The organism is Methanothermobacter thermautotrophicus str. Delta H, from assembly GCF_000008645.1.
Classification (GTDB): Archaea; Methanobacteriota; Methanobacteria; order Methanobacteriales; family Methanothermobacteraceae; genus Methanothermobacter; species Methanothermobacter thermautotrophicus.
Window position 1 is genome coordinate 1,162,501 of the sequence record NC_000916.1, and the last position, 14,595, is coordinate 1,177,095.

Consider the following 14,595-nt stretch of genomic DNA (forward strand, 5'->3'; position numbering starts at 1 on the left):
CCTGAGATCACCTACTTCATGCGTAAGCACTACAACTACCCGGACCTCCCATCCGGGTATCAGAGGACATCCATACCCGTGGGACTTGAGGGTGAATTGAACGGTGTGAGGATCAGGGAGGTCCACATCGAGGAGGACCCGGGCCAGTACAAGCCCGACCAGGGAACCGTGGACTTCAACAGGTCAGGAATCCCCCTCATTGAAATAGTCACAGAACCCGACATGACCTCCCCTGAGGAGGCCAGGAACTTCCTCAGGGAACTCATAAGGGTCCTCGAGTACAGTGGCTGTGCACGTGGGGAGGGTACAATGAGGGCCGACGTCAACATATCCCTTGAGGGTGGTAAAAGGGTTGAAATAAAGAACATAAACTCAATTAAGGGCGCCTACAAGGCCCTGAAATTTGAGATGATCAGACAGAAGAACCTCCTGAAGAGGGGTGTTGAGGTCAAGCAGGAAACAAGGGCCTTTCTTGAGTCGCAGATGATAACTGTTTCAATGAGGCTCAAGGAGGAGGCAGAGGACTACAGATACATACCTGACCCGGACCTTCCGCCAATGAAGTTCACGGATGAAGTGGTGGAGGGTCTGCGGGAGAGGATACCGGAAGCACCCCACCTGAAGGTGAAGCGTTTCATGGAGGAGTACGGCCTGAGGGAGGAGGATGCAAGGGTCCTCACATCAGAGCTGGAGCTTGCAGACGCGTTCGAGGAGGTTGCTGGCTCAATAGACCCTGAATTTGCTGCCCTGTGGATGAGGGATGAACTGAAAAGGGTCCTTTACTACAACAAGATAAGCTTTGCAGAAAGCATGATAACACCAGGGGATATCATCGAGCTTCTCGCCATGATCAGGAAGAAGGAGATAACAAGCAAGGCAGCCAAGAAGATCATAGAGGAGATGCCACTGAATAAAAAGGGTCCCCGGGAGATAGCGACCGAAATGGGACTCATAGGCATCATAGATGAATCGGAAGTCATAAGGGCCGTTGAACAGGCCATAAGAGAGAATCCAGGGGCTGTTGAGGATTACCATGCCGGTAAGGAGGCAGCCATAAATTTCCTGGTTGGTCAGGTCATGAGGATGACCCGTGGTAAGGCTGAACCCGAACGCACCGTTGAACTGATAAAGGAACGGATCTGAGGTGTATGGCCAAGAACGTCCTGGATCTTCTGATGTGGCATCCGAAGTGGGATATTGAAAGATGCAGGATAAGCTACCTCCACAGGGGTGCCTGCAGGAACCTTAAAACAATCAGGGGCTCCGACATAGAAAGGCTTGAGAGGGGCTTCATGATACTGAGGGATGGGAGCTCCATCCCATACCACCGTGTGGTGAAGATAGTCTGTGATAACAGTTTCATCTGGAAAAAACAGAAGAAGGGAATAGGATGAGCAACAAGGCACTTGTAAGGGACTACATGACCCGGGACGTTATAACGGTATCCTCAGATACTTCAACTGCTGAGATAATCAAACTTATGAAGGAAACAGGGCACGATGGGTTCCCTGTTAAGGATAACGGTTCTGTGATCGGGATGGTGACGGCCTTTGACCTTCTGATAAAACCGTGGGTTAAAACCGTCTCAGAGATCATGTCAAGGGATGTTGTTGTGGCTGACCAGGACATGTCACTCAATGACGCCGCAAGGGTGATGTTCAGGATGGGCATCTCCAGACTACCTGTTATAAACAAGGAGGGTAAGCTTGTTGGAATCATAACAAACACCGATATCGTGAGGTCCCACATCGAGCGTTCAACACCCATGAAGGTCAACTACTTCAAGAAGACCCTGGAACAGCTCTATGGTGTTAAACCAGAGGTTAAAAGGATGAAGGTCCCAATCGAGAAATTGAGGCCAACCCAGAACAAGGTCTATGCCGATGAACTCCAGGGCAGGACCTATGAAATTAAAAGGGGTCTTGCAGAGCCCACAATAGTTGTTAAGACAGGTGAAAGGTACGTCCTCATTGATGGTCACCACAGGACCCTCGCATCCTACAGGCTCGGGTGCAAGGAGATAGACTCCTATGTCATAGATATAAAGAAGGATATGAAGCTGGGTATGGAGAAGACAGCTGACCTCAATGGTGTTCACACCCTGGAGGACATAGAGGTCATAGATGACGCCCAGCACCCACTGATTGCGATAACGACGAGCATGAGAAAGGCCATGGCAGGTAAGAAGAATGGTAGATGAGGGAATTTTAAGGGAAGTATACCGTGTGCTTGAGGATCGGAGGGACAGACCCATTGATTCATACACTTCACGCCTCATGAGGGATGATGATAAAATGGCAGAGGATAAGATCCTTGAGAAAATAGGGGAGGAGGCCGCAGAGGTCATAATAGCATCAAAGAATGATGAGAACCTCGTGGAGGAGGCAGCCGACCTCATATTCCACACTCTGCTCCTGCTGGTATACAAGGGCGTGCCCCTTGACAGCCTCCTGGAGGAGTTTGCTGCAAGAAGAAAATAGGGAAAGACAGCTCCAACGATAGAAGCAGAACAGGAAATGGAATAGGCTGGTGGAAACTCAGATAAGAGATAATTCCATGCGGTAGAACATTCTGTTTAAGATTTTTATTCCGCTTTCGTCTTTGATTCTGAAACCGAATTTCCTGTAAAGTTTGAGGGCCGGTCTGTTGCTCTGTGCAACATCAAGGGTGAGTCTCTCAAGACCTTCCTCCTCTGCTATTTTTCGTGCCTCCTCGAGGAGTCTGAACCCCACCCCCATCCCCCTTGCTCCCGCTGAAACTGCAAGGGATGAGATATAGAGATCACCCTCCCCCAGGTCCAGTGTGCTGAGGGAGTCAATTAAATCCATTGCAGAGAACCTCAGGAAATCCAGGGGGCCCAGACATCTTATCAGATCCAGCCTACTGATCTCTGCGCCCTTAAGTTCATAGACCAGTGCCCCAATAACCTCCGGCCCCCTGGATGCCAGTACTATCCTGTCAGGATCCAGGTACAGTCCGTGGGCTATAAGCTTTTCTATTATCAGATCTGGGTCAGTGAAGAACCAGTCAAATAACTGCCTGTCCGACTCATATATGAGGTGGCTGACACTCCTTCTGGATGATGGTGTGGGCGTGAATGGGTGCACTCTCATGGTATCCTCTTTACTGAGAATCAGTGGATTTTTATGATTTAAGTCCAGGTGCATAAAATTTTGTCAAAATGAAGGGGGTTATGAAAAATGGGGGCTGTTAGAAAAGGAGAATTTACTGCTCTGCGTCGAGCATTTCGCCGTATTCTATCTCTATCTGACAGCCCTTTGGACCGCAGCAGAAGTGCTGTAGATCAAAGCTTACAAGCATGTTTTTCACCTCTCAACCTTCTTTACTATAGTAAAGTAACTTAATGTATTTAAATGATGTAGTTACACAGAATGTATATACTTACAATAAGTATACCAGGTTACAGCGGGTATAGTGGTGATGACATGGGAGATGATGAATACCTGTGTTCAGTTGAGGTCGCCGTCAACGAGATAGGTGGTAAATGGAAATCACTGGTCCTCTGCACCCTGAAGGATGGTAAACTACGCTTCAGTGAAATAAACCGGAGGATCCCAAAAATAACACAGCGGATGCTCACAAGGACACTCCGTGAACTTGAATCCAGTGGACTGATAAACAGAGAGGTCTACCCTGAGGTGCCCCCCAGGGTGGAGTACTGCCTCACAGAGAAGGGAAAATCCGTCATACCCATACTGGACGCCCTCTGCGAATGGGGTAAAATGTACGGGTCCCACCAGGAGAATTCAGGTGAGAAAGCCCCCTGAAAGGGCTGCGGGGAGTTAGAGACTGCATGCCCTCAGTATCTTAACTGCCAGAACAGCCGCCCCGAATCCATTGTCTATGTTAACAACCCCTATGCCGGGCGAGCATGACTGGAGCATTGATTTAAGCGCCACTGACCCGCCCTCACCCACACCGTAGCCAACAGAGGTTGGAACCCCTATGACTGGTACATCAACAAGTCCTGCAACCACTGAGGGAAGAGCACCCTCCATACCTGCAACCACTATGAGGGCCTTAACCCCTGATTCATGCATCCTCCTGAGTGGGTCCAGGAGCCTGTGGAGGCCTGCAACACCAACATCATAGGCATTGATGACCTCACAGCCTGATTCCTCTGCAACCACCCTTGCCTCCTCTGCAACGGGTATGTCCGATGTCCCGGCAGAGAGCAACCCTATCCTTCCAATAAACTGGGGGTCTCCTGACCTTGCAGCGAGCACCCCTGCGGTCTCATGGTACTCAATTCTTCTATCAATATCCCCGAGTTCTTTCAGTATTCCTTCAGCCCTATCAGGTGGGAGTCTGGTTACAAGCACATCCCCCACAGCCTTCACAATATTAACTATATCCTCATCACTCTTGCCTGGGGCGAATACTGCCTCTGGAAATCCTGTTCTCTTCTCGCGGAATATATCAAACCTCACCCTATCCCCCAGGCTCAGCTGGGCTGATTCAATGGCCCTCTCAGCTTCCTCCAGTGATATCCTTCCCCTGAGTAGTTCCTCAAGAATTGATCTTACCGGCATCACTACCTAATTTATAAGTACATCAATATAATCTTAGCATAGGAGAACTCATGCAAACTCAAGGTAGATAGAAATGTACCGTGCCCATCTCACAGTGGAGGGAATAGTCCAGGGCGTTGGCTTCAGGCCAGCGGTCTACAGACTTGCAAAGGAACTCAGCCTCACGGGATACGTGAGAACATGGGGAACATGGTGGAAATAGTCCTCGAGGGTAGCCACGAAGGCATTGAAGAATTCATTGAGAGGCTTAAGAAAGATAAACCCCCCATTTCAAGGATAAACAGTATAAAAAAGGACATTTTTGAGGTCAATGAGGCATCATTCACTGAATTCATTATAAAGGAGAGTTCATCCAGTTCCTCAGGGACATCTGTAATACCCGCGGATGTCGCCACCTGCAGCAGCTGTCTGGAAGAGATGATGGATGAGAATAACAGGAGATACCTCTATCCCTTCACCGCCTGCACAGACTGCGGGCCCAGGTTCACCGTTATAGAATCCATTCCCTATGACCGTGAAAGGACCAGCATGCGTGATTTTCCTCTCTGCAGCTCCTGCATGGAGGAATACCTCAACCCCCTCGACAGGAGGTACCATGCAGAGGCCACATGCTGCCCCATCTGCGGTCCAAAGCCCTTCCTGTACAGGGATGGGATCCTGAAGACCCATGACCCCATTAAAATGGCGGCAGAACTCCTTGATGATGGCAGCATACTTGCAGTTAAGGGTATCGGTGGTACGCACCTCGTCTGCCGTGCCGATGATGATGAGGTAGTTAAAAGGCTCCGTTCAGGGCTCGGAAGACCAAATCAGCCCTTCGCATGCATGTCCCCTGACCTCGAATCCATAGAGTCCTATGCGTCCATATCAGACGTGGAGGAGGAAGCCCTCACCTCAAGGAGGAGGCCCATCGTTGTCCTGAAAAAAAGCCGGGACTACTGCCTGGCCCCCTCGGTTGCACCGGGCCTCCATAACATAGGGGTCATGTTACCCTACTCTGGTCTTCACCATGTCCTCCTGAGGTACACAGAGGCGCCGGCCTATGTGATGACATCTGCAAACAGGCCAGGGGACCCCATGTTCATAGAGAACACTGAGATCATAGGGGGCCTTCAGGGGATAGCAGATTACTTCCTGCTCCATGACCGAAGGATTGTGAACCGCTGCGATGACTCTGTTGTCCGTTTCAGGGGTGGTGAGATGGCATTCATAAGGAGGTCCCGCGGATATGCCCCTGAACCCTACGAGATCCCCCATGTTGCCGGTGACGTCTCGGCAATCTGCCTGGGACCGGAACTTGACGTTACATTCTCGGTGCTGAAGGGTGGTCAGTGCTATGTCTCCCAGCACATAGGCAACACCTCAAGGTATGACACCCTCCTCTTTCTTAAGGACGCTGTGGATTACCTCATGGGCATAACCGGGACAGAGGATGTTGATGTTATAGCCTGTGACCTGCACCCCCAGTTCCTCACAACATCCTATGCTGAGGAACTCGCCAGCAGGTTCTCTGCAGAGGTCCTGAGGGTCCAGCACCACCACGCCCATGCCCTTGCCCTGATGCTTGATGCTGGTGTCGATGAGTGCATATGCATAGCTGCAGATGGTGTTGGTTACGGTGATGACGGTACATCATGGGGTGGTGAGATACTCCACTGCCATGGTTCAGATTATGAGAGACTGGGGAGTCTGATGCCCCAGAGGATGCCGGGCGGTGATCTTGCGACAAGGTACCCTGCAAGGATGCTCCTCTCCATGTTGAGGGGACGCTATGAGGGGGACCTCCAGGAGCTATTCAGTGAGAGGTACTCTGACTATTTCCCCCACGGCGAGAGGGAGATCGGTGTGGTGATGAGGCAGCTGGAGTCCGGGCTGAATACAGGTATAAGTACAGGCACCGGGCGTGTGCTTGACGCCATCTCAGCAGCCCTCAGGATCTGTGGTGTAAGGACCTATGAGGGTGAGTGTGCAATGAAACTGGAATCCGAGGCCTTCAGGGCCTCTGGAAAGCTGAGTATGCCCTTTGAGGTTAAAGAAAAAGGTGGGAGGTACATCCTGGACACATCAGCCATCCTGCTGGATGTCATGGAACTTATTGATAGGGGTGAGGATAGAGCAGAGATAGCCCATGCCGCCCAGAAAGCCGTTGCAGAGGGCCTTGCAGAGATGGCGGTACTTGCAGCAGATGATGCTGGAGTGAAGTGTATCGGCGGGACCGGTGGCGTGTTCTATAATGAGGCCATAAGTCTCGCTGTGAGGGATTACGTCACAGAGAGGGGTTACAGGTTCATCCAGCACAGGAATTCCTGTGCAGGTGATGGCTCAGTTTCCCTAGGACAGGCTGTTGCAGTGGCCCTCAGATACCGTTAGGCACCTTCAGTCCATATAAATAAGGTGGGGGTCATGTCACTCCATTTTCCTTCGAATCTCTGCTTCCATCAGCAGGTCCTCGGCCCTCCGCTTAAGGTGATCATAGAGCCTTATGAGGTTCTTTAACTCCTCAACTGCCTCCCATTGGCCTTTCTTTATCTTATTTTCAATGTTGAGGAGTCTGGACCATTCATCCCCGGGAGGTAGCTGCTTCCTGTTCAGGAGGTCATCCATGACGTCAACCCTGAAGGTGTTCCTGTTTATTGTTATGCTGACGTGGATGTCCCTTGAGATGTCATAGTACTTACGGGGCCTTCCCCGCTCTATTTTCCTGAAGAAGGAGCTCAGGATCCCTGCCTCCTCCATGGCCCTCAGGTGCTCTATTATGGCCTTCTGCCCTATATCCAGCTCCCGGGATATCTCACTGACAAATCTTGGCTCCTCACGAAGGAGGTTTATGATATCCCTCCGGGTCTTGCAACCCATGACATCAAGTATAACTTCCATGTTCTGGTTTTCAGTGGATTTTCCGCTCATCATGTAGATTATGTCGAAAGGTTTATATAACCTTTTGTAAGTATAATAGCTATAAGGTTATAGGTAACCTCCGGTAACTTTAATTTCTGTAAAAAATCAAAGGTGAACTGATGTGCGAAGATAAAAAAACTGATTCTAGGTCCCAACAGGAATGCCAGAAGGAACTTGAGGAACTCAGGGAGCGTCTTAAAGATTTAGAGAACGAAATCAAAAAGAAGGAAGAGGAAGTCAGGGAGTACACCTCCCACCTCCAGAGACTCCAGGCAGATTTCGATAACTACAAGAAACAGATGGAGAAACAGGAACTCGAAATCATAAAAAACGCCAACGAAAGGCTCATACTCAAGCTCCTGGATGTCTATGAGGACCTCGAAAGGGCCATTGAAAATCAGGACAGCAGCATGGATGGTCTTGAGGTCATCTACCGGAAGTTCAGAGACACCCTCACAAAGGAGGGTCTCAGTGAGATACCTGCAGAGGGGGAGAAATTCGACCCCTTCCTCCACGAGGCCGTTATGGTTGAGGACCATGACGGATATGAGGATGGTATCATCATCGAGGAGTTATCACGTGGTTACAGACTGAACGACCGCATAATAAAGCACTCAATTGTTAAGGTATGTAAGAAAAGCTGATTTGAGGTGATCACATGGCAAAGAAAGAAAAAATTCTCGGTATTGACCTTGGAACAAGTAACTCTGCAGCCGCAGTTCTCATAGGCGGTAAACCAACCATCATACCCAGTGCAGAGGGTGCATCACAGTACGGTAAATCATTCCCAAGCTGCGTGGCATTCACAGAGGACGGACAGATGCTGGTGGGTGAACCTGCAAGGCGCCAGGCAGTCACAAACCCAGAGAACACCATAACAGCCATAAAAAGGAGTATGGGTACAGACAGGAAGGTTAAGGTCCATGGCAAGGAGTACACACCACAGGAGATCTCAGCATTCATCCTCCAGAAGATCAAAAAGGATGCCGAGGCCTTCCTGGGAGAGGAGATAAAGAAGGCAGTGATCACTGTACCTGCCTACTTTGACGACAACCAGAGGACAGCCACAAAGGACGCCGGGACCATCGCCGGTCTTGACGTTGTGAGGCTCGTCAACGAGCCAACAGCCGCAAGCCTTGCCTACGGGCTTGACAAGGAAGACGAGGACATGGTCATAATGGTCTTCGACCTCGGTGGAGGTACACTGGACGTTACAATAATGGAGTTCGGTGGAGGGGTCTTCGAGGTCAGATCAACCAGTGGTGACACCCAGCTCGGTGGAACCGACATGGACAATGCGATAATGAACTACCTTGCCGAAGAATTCAAAATGGAGACCGGTATAGACCTCATGGAGGACGACCAGGCGGTCCAGAGGTTGAGGGAGGCCGCTGAGAAGGCCAAGATAGAGCTATCAACAACCCTGACAACCGAGGTGAACCTCCCATACATCACAGTGGCCCAGGATGGACCAAAACACCTCATAAAGACAATAACAAGGGCCAAACTGGAGGAACTCGTTGACCCCATAGTCCAGAAATGTGCAGGACCCATGGAACAGGCACTCAGGGACGCCGGGATGACCAGGGAGGACGTTGACAAGATAATACTTGTCGGCGGACCCACAAGGATGCCCATCGTCCAGAAATTCGTTGAGGACTTCATAGGAAAACCCGTCGAGAGGGGAATAGACCCCATGGAGTGCGTTGCCATGGGTGCAGCCATACAGGGAGGTGTCCTTGCCGGTGAGATAAAGGACCTGGTACTTCTCGATGTAACACCACTATCACTGGGTATAGAGACCCTCGGAGGGGTCTTCACCAAGCTAATAGAAAGGAACACCACCATACCCACCAGGAAGAGCCAGATATTCTCAACTGCAGCGGACAACCAGACATCAGTGGATATCCACGTCCTCCAGGGTGAGAGGCCAATGGCCGCAGACAACACAAGCCTTGGAAGATTCCAGCTCGTGGGCATACCACCAGCGCCCCGTGGAGTGCCCCAGATTGAGGTGACCTTCGACATTGACGCAAACGGTATACTGAATGTATCAGCAAAGGACCTTGGAACGGGTAAGGAACAGGCCATAACAATAACAGCTCCAAACAAGCTCTCCGAGGAGGAGATAAAACAGAAGATAGAGGAGGCCAAGAAACACGCAGAGGAGGACAGGCGGAAACAGGAGGAAATCGAAATAAGGAACAACGCAGATTCAATGATCTACACTGCAGAAAAGACCCTGGATGAACTCGGAGACAAAGTGCCAGCCGAGAAGAAGGAAGAGGTTGAGAAACAGGTCAGGGAACTCAGGGAACTCATAGCAGGAGACGACATCCAGGCAATAAAATCAAAGACAGAGGAGCTCACAAAGACTGTCCAGGAGATCGGAGTCAGTTATATACCAGCAGGCAGCACAGCAACAAGCAGCACAGCAGCAGGCAGGTAGCACAGCCTCTGAGGGTGAAGACAGGGGCGGCGATGATACCATAGATGCAGACTTTGAGGTCAAGAACTAGCCCCCAACCCACATTTTTTTATTCTTGATGAACAATTAATTCCTAGTAGACTGTTTCTAGAGTATACCAGGTGAAAATCGATGGCTAAACGTGACTACTATGAGATCCTCGGTGTAGATAGGGGTGCGGATAAGAAGGAGATAAAGAAGGCCTACAGGAGGCTCGCCAGAAAGTATCACCCTGACGTCAGTGATGACCCTGATGCAGCTGAAAAGTTCAAGGAAATAAGCGAAGCCTACGCAGTCCTCTCTGATGATGAGAAGAGGGCGAGGTACGACCGCTTCGGCCATGCTGGTATGGATGGCTTCAGTCAGGAGGATATATTCAACAACATAAACTTTGAGGACATCTTCAGCGGCCTGGGATTTGACATTGGAAACATATTTGACATGTTCGGATTTGGTGGGGGAAGAAGGCACGGGCCACAGAGGGGCGCTGATATAAGCTACACCCTGGATATAAGCCTTGAAGATGCCTACAATGGTCTTGAAACCGATATAAGGGTTCCACATACAAAGAAGTGTCCGGTGTGCCATGGCAGCAGGGCTGAGCCAGGCACCGGTACAAGGACCTGCCAGACCTGCGGTGGCAGCGGACAGGTGCGGCAGGTGAGGAACACCATCCTGGGGCAGATGATGAACATAACAACGTGCCCCGACTGTCAGGGCGAGGGTACAGTAGTCGAGAAACCCTGCAGTAACTGTAACGGTAAAGGCGTTGTCAGGAAGACCAGCACCATCCATGTGAAGGTCCCTGCAGGTGTTGAGACAGGATCCCGGCTCAGGGTCCCCGGTGAGGGGGAGATGGGTCTTCGTGGTGGAGAACCAGGGGATCTCTACGTGGTTATCAAGGTCAAGCCCCACAGCATTTTCAGGAGGGAGGGCGCCAACCTGTACACCGAGAAGCCCATAAGCTTCGTCCAGGCAGCCCTGGGTGACACCGTCGAGGTTCCGACCCTTGACAGGCCAGTGAAACTGAGGATACCCGCAGGGACCCAGAGCGGTACAACCTTCCGTGTTAAGGGTCACGGGATGCCCCATCTCAAGTGGAACGGCTACGGGAACCTCTACGTAAAGGTCAAGGTTGTGACACCAAGAAAGCTGAGCCCCAGGCAGAAGGAACTCCTCAGGGAATTTGCAAGTATCAGTGGGGATGAGATCCACGAGGATAAGGGCTTCTTCGATAAGGTGAAGGATGCCATAATCCACTGAATCTCCTATTTTTTAGAATTCATGACCTCTGACAAAATCAGTTAGTTCTGAAGAGAGAACAACAGCTCCATCGCGCCTGCGAAGAAATCATTTAGTTCTGGAGAGCGATGCAGGGATACTGATTTCCGTACCCCTCAGGGGCTCTTATTGGATCACAGTAATTGAATATAATGATTGAAACCGGGCATGCCGAGAGTAACCCACCTTCTGTTTCGGCAGCATTCATCTGGGCGGACTACCTCTGCCTCCTACAGTAATCACCGGCAGCATTTGTCCTTGCATCCCGTGGAATGGCCGTTTCACCGGTCCTCCTGATGTCAGTCTGCTCCTTGAGGGTGAAGCTTCATTATCATCCATCAGGAGACGTGTCGTTTCTGCTCCAGGGTCCAGCCTCTCAGCTGATGCCTCACGGCACCACGGTTCTGTATGATGGGTGGAGTTTCCTCAGCCCCTTGAGGGACCGTCAGCTGCCCTTCGGCTTGCCCGGTAAATAATCATGAAAATTAGAACTGATAGCGGGGCCTAGATTTGAACTAGGGATCTCGGGGTTATGAGCCCCGCGGGATCACCAGACTACCCCACCCCGCTAAACATTAGATTTGTTATTTCAGTATATAAATGTTGTGGTCAGTCCTTTTCCTCCTTTTCCTCAAGCCTTCTGAGCCTCCTGTCAAGGGACTCGAGTTTCTTATTAGTGTGACCCCTGTACTCGTTGAATCTCTGCTCCAGTTCATCTATGTTCCTTGATACAAGTTCAAGTCTTTTCTCAAGTTTAGATATGTCATCCATGGTTGCAAGTGACCAGTCCTCTATGAGTTCATCGCTCTTCTCATTGAGGAAGGCGTCTATCTTGTTTGAGATGACATCCGTGCTTATGGGTACCTCCCTCACCTTGCCCATTATCCTGTCACTCACATCTGACATCTTTTCTCCAACACCTGCCATGTAACCTTCCCTCCCTTCGGCTGTGCCTTCACCAGCTCCATATATCCTTGTTACGGGTGCTATGTTTCCTGATTCCATCAGGTAGTAGTATATGAGGACTACTATCGCCCCTGCAAGTATCAGAATTGCAAGAAGCTCCACCGGTCCCACTTTAAAACCTCCCCATTACTTTTTCAGCCTGGAATTCATCTCCGCTTCCTTCTTCTCAAGTTCCTTAAGCATCTTTTCGAGTTTCTTGAACTCTGTCCTGGCCTCAAGAAGGGCCAGTCTCTCACTTATTTCACTCTGGAGATAACCCACCTCATGCATTATCTCGGATGTTTTCTTCCTTATGGATGCCAGTTTATCCTGCTTATCCTTGGGAAGGGGTATCGTTGTCTCCATCAGACGCTTTGCATGAAGGTCATTTTCAACAAGGGTTATCTTCTTGAGTTCAATCTGTTTTTCAAGAAGCATGATGTCGTTCTGGGATTCCCTCACCCTCCTCCACTGTACAGCCACGATGATCACAGTTATAAAACCTAGGATAGATATTATAAGCCACAAAACATTCTGAGGTACCGTTGCCGTGGTCGCCATATACTGCCCCCTTGCATAGTATTATCTACTGTATATATAACTCCTTATTTAAATAAATAGCAGAACAGGATCAGTGATAAAGATGATCGAATCATACTTGAAGGCGGGTAAAATTGTATCAAAGGTCAGAAGGGAAGCCGCGGGGATAATAAGGGATGGCTTGCCCATAATAGAACTCGTAAATTACGTGGAGGATCGTATAATTGAGGAGGGTGGTAGGCCAGCTTTTCCATGTAACGTATCTGTGAATGAGGTAACGGCCCACTACACCTCCCCGCCAGGCGATGATAGTGTAATAGGTGATGGTGACCTTGTTAAGCTGGACCTGGGCGCCCATGTGGATGGATTCATAGCCGACACCGCCATCACGGTGCCTGTGGGGGATGTTGATGATAAATGCCACCAGATGATGGACGCTGCAAGGGAGGCCCTTGAGAATGCCATTTCAACCATAAGGGCAGGTGTTGAGGTTGGAGAAATTGGACGGGTAATCGAGGAAACCATTCACTCCCATGGCATGAACCCTGTTTCCAATCTGACCGGGCACAGCATGGAGCGCTGGATACTGCACTCAGGACTATCAATACCCAATATAAATGAAAGGAACACTCATCAGCTGGAGGAGGGGGACGTCCTGGCGATTGAACCCTTTGCCACGGATGGTGTGGGCCTTGTGACTGATATGCCTCAGACCTACATATTCCGGTTCCTCAGGGAGAGGCCCCTCCGGCTTGTACATGCCAGGAGGGTCCTGGGTAAGATACGGGAGGAGTATCACGCCCTCCCCTTTGCACAGCGGTGGCTTGAAGAGTACTTCGATGCAAAGAGACTGAATGCCTCCATGAGAATGCTGATACAGTCAAGGGCCATATACCCCTACCATGTGCTGAGGGAAAAGAGCGGTGCAATGGTCGCCCAGTGGGAACATACAGTCATTGTTGAGGAGGACGGCTGCACGGTTATAACAGAATAGTTAACTTGAGGATGCAGTTGAATGGACTGAATGTTCTGAAAAATAGAAAATTTAGGGATGGGATCAGTATGGTGTTGGTAATCCCATCTCTTTCCTTGCAGCGATGTTCTTCTCTGCCTTTTCCTTCTTCTGTGCAGAGAGTTTTTCAAGAAGTCCCAGGCCAGGTTTGACTTCCTCTATTGGTTTGGTCTCGAATATACCTGCCTCAACAGCCTGCTTGAGTATTGAGTCCCCTGAATCGGTCCTTGTTATGACTGTTGACCAGCCATCCGGTGATCCCACTGAACCTGTTGATACGTCTGCCAGCTCAGCCACATAGTCCTTGCAGATCTTGCATCCTGCCTGTTCGTATCCATGGGTCTCCTTGAGGGGGAGTGTGTAGACATCGTCCTGGGTGTAGACCCAGAATTTTCCTTTACCTATGTCCATCTTCTCAACGAGCTCCATGTTTAATCCGAGTTTTTCACAGATGAAGGTCTGCAGTGATGTGTATGGGAAGTTCTCCATGCAGTAGATACCGACCAGGAGTTTTATCTTATCTGCAACAAACCTGACACCGAATGGGTAGGTCTGGGCCTTCCTTATACCCATGGTCTGGCAGGGTATTGCAACTGTACCCAGTTTCTCTATACCGTACTGCCTCACTGCCTTCTTGAGCATCAGGACGTTTGGTGAGAATGTGTACTTGGTACCTGCAGCCGCCTTGAGTTCATCTGAGGTCATGGCGACCATTGGTTCTGGCTTCCAGAACTCCTTTCCGGGTCCTGCAACAACTGCGCCTTCGATTATGCCCTCGTCAAGGGCATATGCTAGAAGACCTGTAACTATTCCTCCATCCTGGGCTAATTTCTGAATCTCTCTGTCAGTTGATCTGGCGGAAACTATTTCCTTGTAAGTACCTAAAACCATTTTTCCAG

General features: G+C 50.1%; 14 protein-coding genes, 1 tRNA gene, 1 other RNA gene and 2 pseudogenes (1 of these 18 only partly in view). 10 read left to right on the plus strand and 8 right to left on the minus strand.

Annotation, left to right across the window (positions count from 1 at the left end; genetic code table 11):
- The 4 genes in view from gatB to hisE are tightly spaced (at most 5 nt apart) and all read left to right on the plus strand, a layout consistent with a single transcriptional unit that may run on beyond the window.
- Window positions 1-1,143 carry the 3' portion of an Asp-tRNA(Asn)/Glu-tRNA(Gln) amidotransferase subunit GatB gene (gene gatB / locus MTH_RS06110; protein WP_010876897.1) on the plus strand. Its footprint begins 207 nt before the window's first position, so the window shows 1,143 of its 1,350 coding nt (coding positions 208-1,350); its start codon lies off the left edge, out of view; the stop codon is at window positions 1,141-1,143.
- 5 nt (window positions 1,144-1,148) lie between these two features.
- A complete protein-coding gene (locus MTH_RS06115; protein ID WP_010876898.1) occupies window positions 1,149-1,394 on the plus strand; it encodes a DUF504 domain-containing protein in 246 nt (81 codons plus the stop codon).
- Window positions 1,391-2,200 carry a CBS domain-containing ParB/RepB/Spo0J family partition protein gene (locus tag MTH_RS06120; protein ID WP_010876899.1) on the plus strand — a complete coding sequence of 270 codons (810 nt, stop codon included), beginning with the start codon at window positions 1,391-1,393 and terminating at the stop codon, window positions 2,198-2,200. The genes MTH_RS06115 and MTH_RS06120 overlap by 4 nt, the downstream gene beginning before the upstream one ends.
- Window positions 2,190-2,480 (plus strand): phosphoribosyl-ATP diphosphatase, encoded by a 291-nt coding sequence (gene hisE, locus MTH_RS06125; protein ID WP_010876900.1) that lies wholly within the window; start codon window positions 2,190-2,192, stop codon window positions 2,478-2,480. The genes MTH_RS06120 and hisE overlap by 11 nt, the downstream gene beginning before the upstream one ends.
- A 57-nt stretch (window positions 2,481-2,537) precedes the next feature.
- Here hisE and MTH_RS06130 read toward each other — a convergent pair whose 3' ends face one another.
- Window positions 2,538-3,113: a GNAT family N-acetyltransferase gene (locus MTH_RS06130; protein WP_143485778.1), complete on the minus strand. Its 576-nt coding sequence runs from the start codon at window positions 3,111-3,113 to the stop codon at window positions 2,538-2,540.
- A 333-nt stretch (window positions 3,114-3,446) separates the two neighbouring features.
- On the opposite strand from MTH_RS06130, the gene MTH_RS06135 reads away from it, so the two are divergent.
- Window positions 3,447-3,788, plus strand: a complete 342-nt coding sequence (locus MTH_RS06135; protein ID WP_048061015.1) for a winged helix-turn-helix transcriptional regulator — start codon at window positions 3,447-3,449, stop codon at window positions 3,786-3,788.
- A gap of 15 nt (window positions 3,789-3,803) precedes the next feature.
- Here the strand turns inward: MTH_RS06135 and larB are convergent, their stop codons facing one another.
- Window positions 3,804-4,553, minus strand: coding sequence for a nickel pincer cofactor biosynthesis protein LarB (gene larB / locus MTH_RS06140; protein ID WP_048061016.1), 750 nt, complete (start codon window positions 4,551-4,553; stop codon window positions 3,804-3,806).
- A gap of 73 nt (window positions 4,554-4,626) precedes the next feature.
- Here larB and hypF point away from each other — a divergent pair.
- A pseudogene (hypF, locus tag MTH_RS06145) lies at window positions 4,627-6,923 on the plus strand (carbamoyltransferase HypF).
- A 36-nt stretch (window positions 6,924-6,959) separates the two neighbouring features.
- On the opposite strand, the gene MTH_RS06150 reads toward hypF, so the two are convergent.
- On the minus strand, window positions 6,960-7,463 hold the full coding sequence (locus tag MTH_RS06150) for an ArsR/SmtB family transcription factor (RefSeq protein ID WP_010876905.1): 504 nt from the start codon (window positions 7,461-7,463) through the stop codon (window positions 6,960-6,962).
- A 107-nt stretch (window positions 7,464-7,570) separates the two neighbouring features.
- Here MTH_RS06150 and MTH_RS06155 point away from each other — a divergent pair, with 107 nt between their 5' ends.
- The 3 genes and pseudogenes from MTH_RS06155 (at window position 7,571) to dnaJ (ending at window position 11,181) form a co-directional block, all read left to right on the plus strand.
- A complete protein-coding gene (locus MTH_RS06155) occupies window positions 7,571-8,095 on the plus strand; it encodes a nucleotide exchange factor GrpE (RefSeq protein WP_010876906.1) in 525 nt (174 codons plus the stop codon).
- Window positions 8,096-8,109: 14 nt separating this feature from the next.
- Window positions 8,110-9,970: pseudogene (gene dnaK, locus MTH_RS06160) on the plus strand (molecular chaperone DnaK).
- Between the two features lie 80 nt (window positions 9,971-10,050).
- A complete protein-coding gene (dnaJ, locus tag MTH_RS06165; protein ID WP_010876908.1) occupies window positions 10,051-11,181 on the plus strand; it encodes a molecular chaperone DnaJ in 1,131 nt (376 codons plus the stop codon).
- A gap of 184 nt (window positions 11,182-11,365) precedes the next feature.
- Here dnaJ and rnpB read toward each other — a convergent pair.
- From rnpB to MTH_RS06180, 4 genes are all read right to left on the minus strand, one after another.
- An RNA gene (gene rnpB / locus MTH_RS09470) (RNase P RNA component) lies at window positions 11,366-11,664 on the minus strand.
- Between the two features lie 30 nt (window positions 11,665-11,694).
- Window positions 11,695-11,769 (minus strand) — tRNA-Met (locus tag MTH_RS06170).
- A gap of 39 nt (window positions 11,770-11,808) precedes the next feature.
- On the minus strand, window positions 11,809-12,276 hold the full coding sequence (locus tag MTH_RS06175; protein WP_010876909.1) for a hypothetical protein: 468 nt from the start codon (window positions 12,274-12,276) through the stop codon (window positions 11,809-11,811).
- A gap of 15 nt (window positions 12,277-12,291) precedes the next feature.
- The gene (locus MTH_RS06180; protein WP_010876910.1) at window positions 12,292-12,705 is read right to left on the minus strand and encodes a hypothetical protein; all 414 of its coding nucleotides are present in this window, start codon (window positions 12,703-12,705) and stop codon (window positions 12,292-12,294) included.
- 82 nt (window positions 12,706-12,787) lie between these two features.
- On the opposite strand from MTH_RS06180, the gene map reads away from it, so the two are divergent.
- Window positions 12,788-13,678, plus strand: a complete 891-nt coding sequence (gene map / locus MTH_RS06185) for a type II methionyl aminopeptidase (RefSeq protein ID WP_048061017.1) — start codon at window positions 12,788-12,790, stop codon at window positions 13,676-13,678.
- A 63-nt stretch (window positions 13,679-13,741) separates the two neighbouring features.
- Here the strand turns inward: map and frhB are convergent, their stop codons facing one another.
- A complete protein-coding gene (gene frhB / locus MTH_RS06190) occupies window positions 13,742-14,587 on the minus strand; it encodes a coenzyme F420 hydrogenase subunit beta (RefSeq protein ID WP_010876912.1) in 846 nt (281 codons plus the stop codon).
- Window positions 14,588-14,595: the final 8 nt, after the last annotated feature.

Bases quoted from the DNA above. Each gene is read 5' to 3' on its own strand.
- MTH_RS06120 (WP_010876899.1), top strand. From the start codon at position 1,391: ATGAGCAACAAGGCACTTGTAAGGGACTACATGACCCGGGACGTTATA.
- MTH_RS06155 (WP_010876906.1), top strand. From the start codon at position 7,571: ATGTGCGAAGATAAAAAAACTGATTCTAGGTCCCAACAGGAATGCCAG.
- MTH_RS06115 (WP_010876898.1), top strand. From the start codon at position 1,149: ATGGCCAAGAACGTCCTGGATCTTCTGATGTGGCATCCGAAGTGGGAT.
- hisE (WP_010876900.1), top strand. From the start codon at position 2,190: ATGGTAGATGAGGGAATTTTAAGGGAAGTATACCGTGTGCTTGAGGAT.
- dnaJ (WP_010876908.1), top strand. From the start codon at position 10,051: ATGGCTAAACGTGACTACTATGAGATCCTCGGTGTAGATAGGGGTGCG.
- MTH_RS06135 (WP_048061015.1), top strand. From the start codon at position 3,447: ATGGGAGATGATGAATACCTGTGTTCAGTTGAGGTCGCCGTCAACGAG.
- larB (WP_048061016.1), bottom strand. From the start codon at position 4,553: ATGCCGGTAAGATCAATTCTTGAGGAACTACTCAGGGGAAGGATATCA.
- MTH_RS06150 (WP_010876905.1), bottom strand. From the start codon at position 7,463: ATGATGAGCGGAAAATCCACTGAAAACCAGAACATGGAAGTTATACTT.
- map (WP_048061017.1), top strand. From the start codon at position 12,788: ATGATCGAATCATACTTGAAGGCGGGTAAAATTGTATCAAAGGTCAGA.
- MTH_RS06180 (WP_010876910.1), bottom strand. From the start codon at position 12,705: ATGGCGACCACGGCAACGGTACCTCAGAATGTTTTGTGGCTTATAATA.
- frhB (WP_010876912.1), bottom strand. From the start codon at position 14,587: ATGGTTTTAGGTACTTACAAGGAAATAGTTTCCGCCAGATCAACTGAC.
- MTH_RS06130 (WP_143485778.1), bottom strand. From the start codon at position 3,113: ATGAGAGTGCACCCATTCACGCCCACACCATCATCCAGAAGGAGTGTC.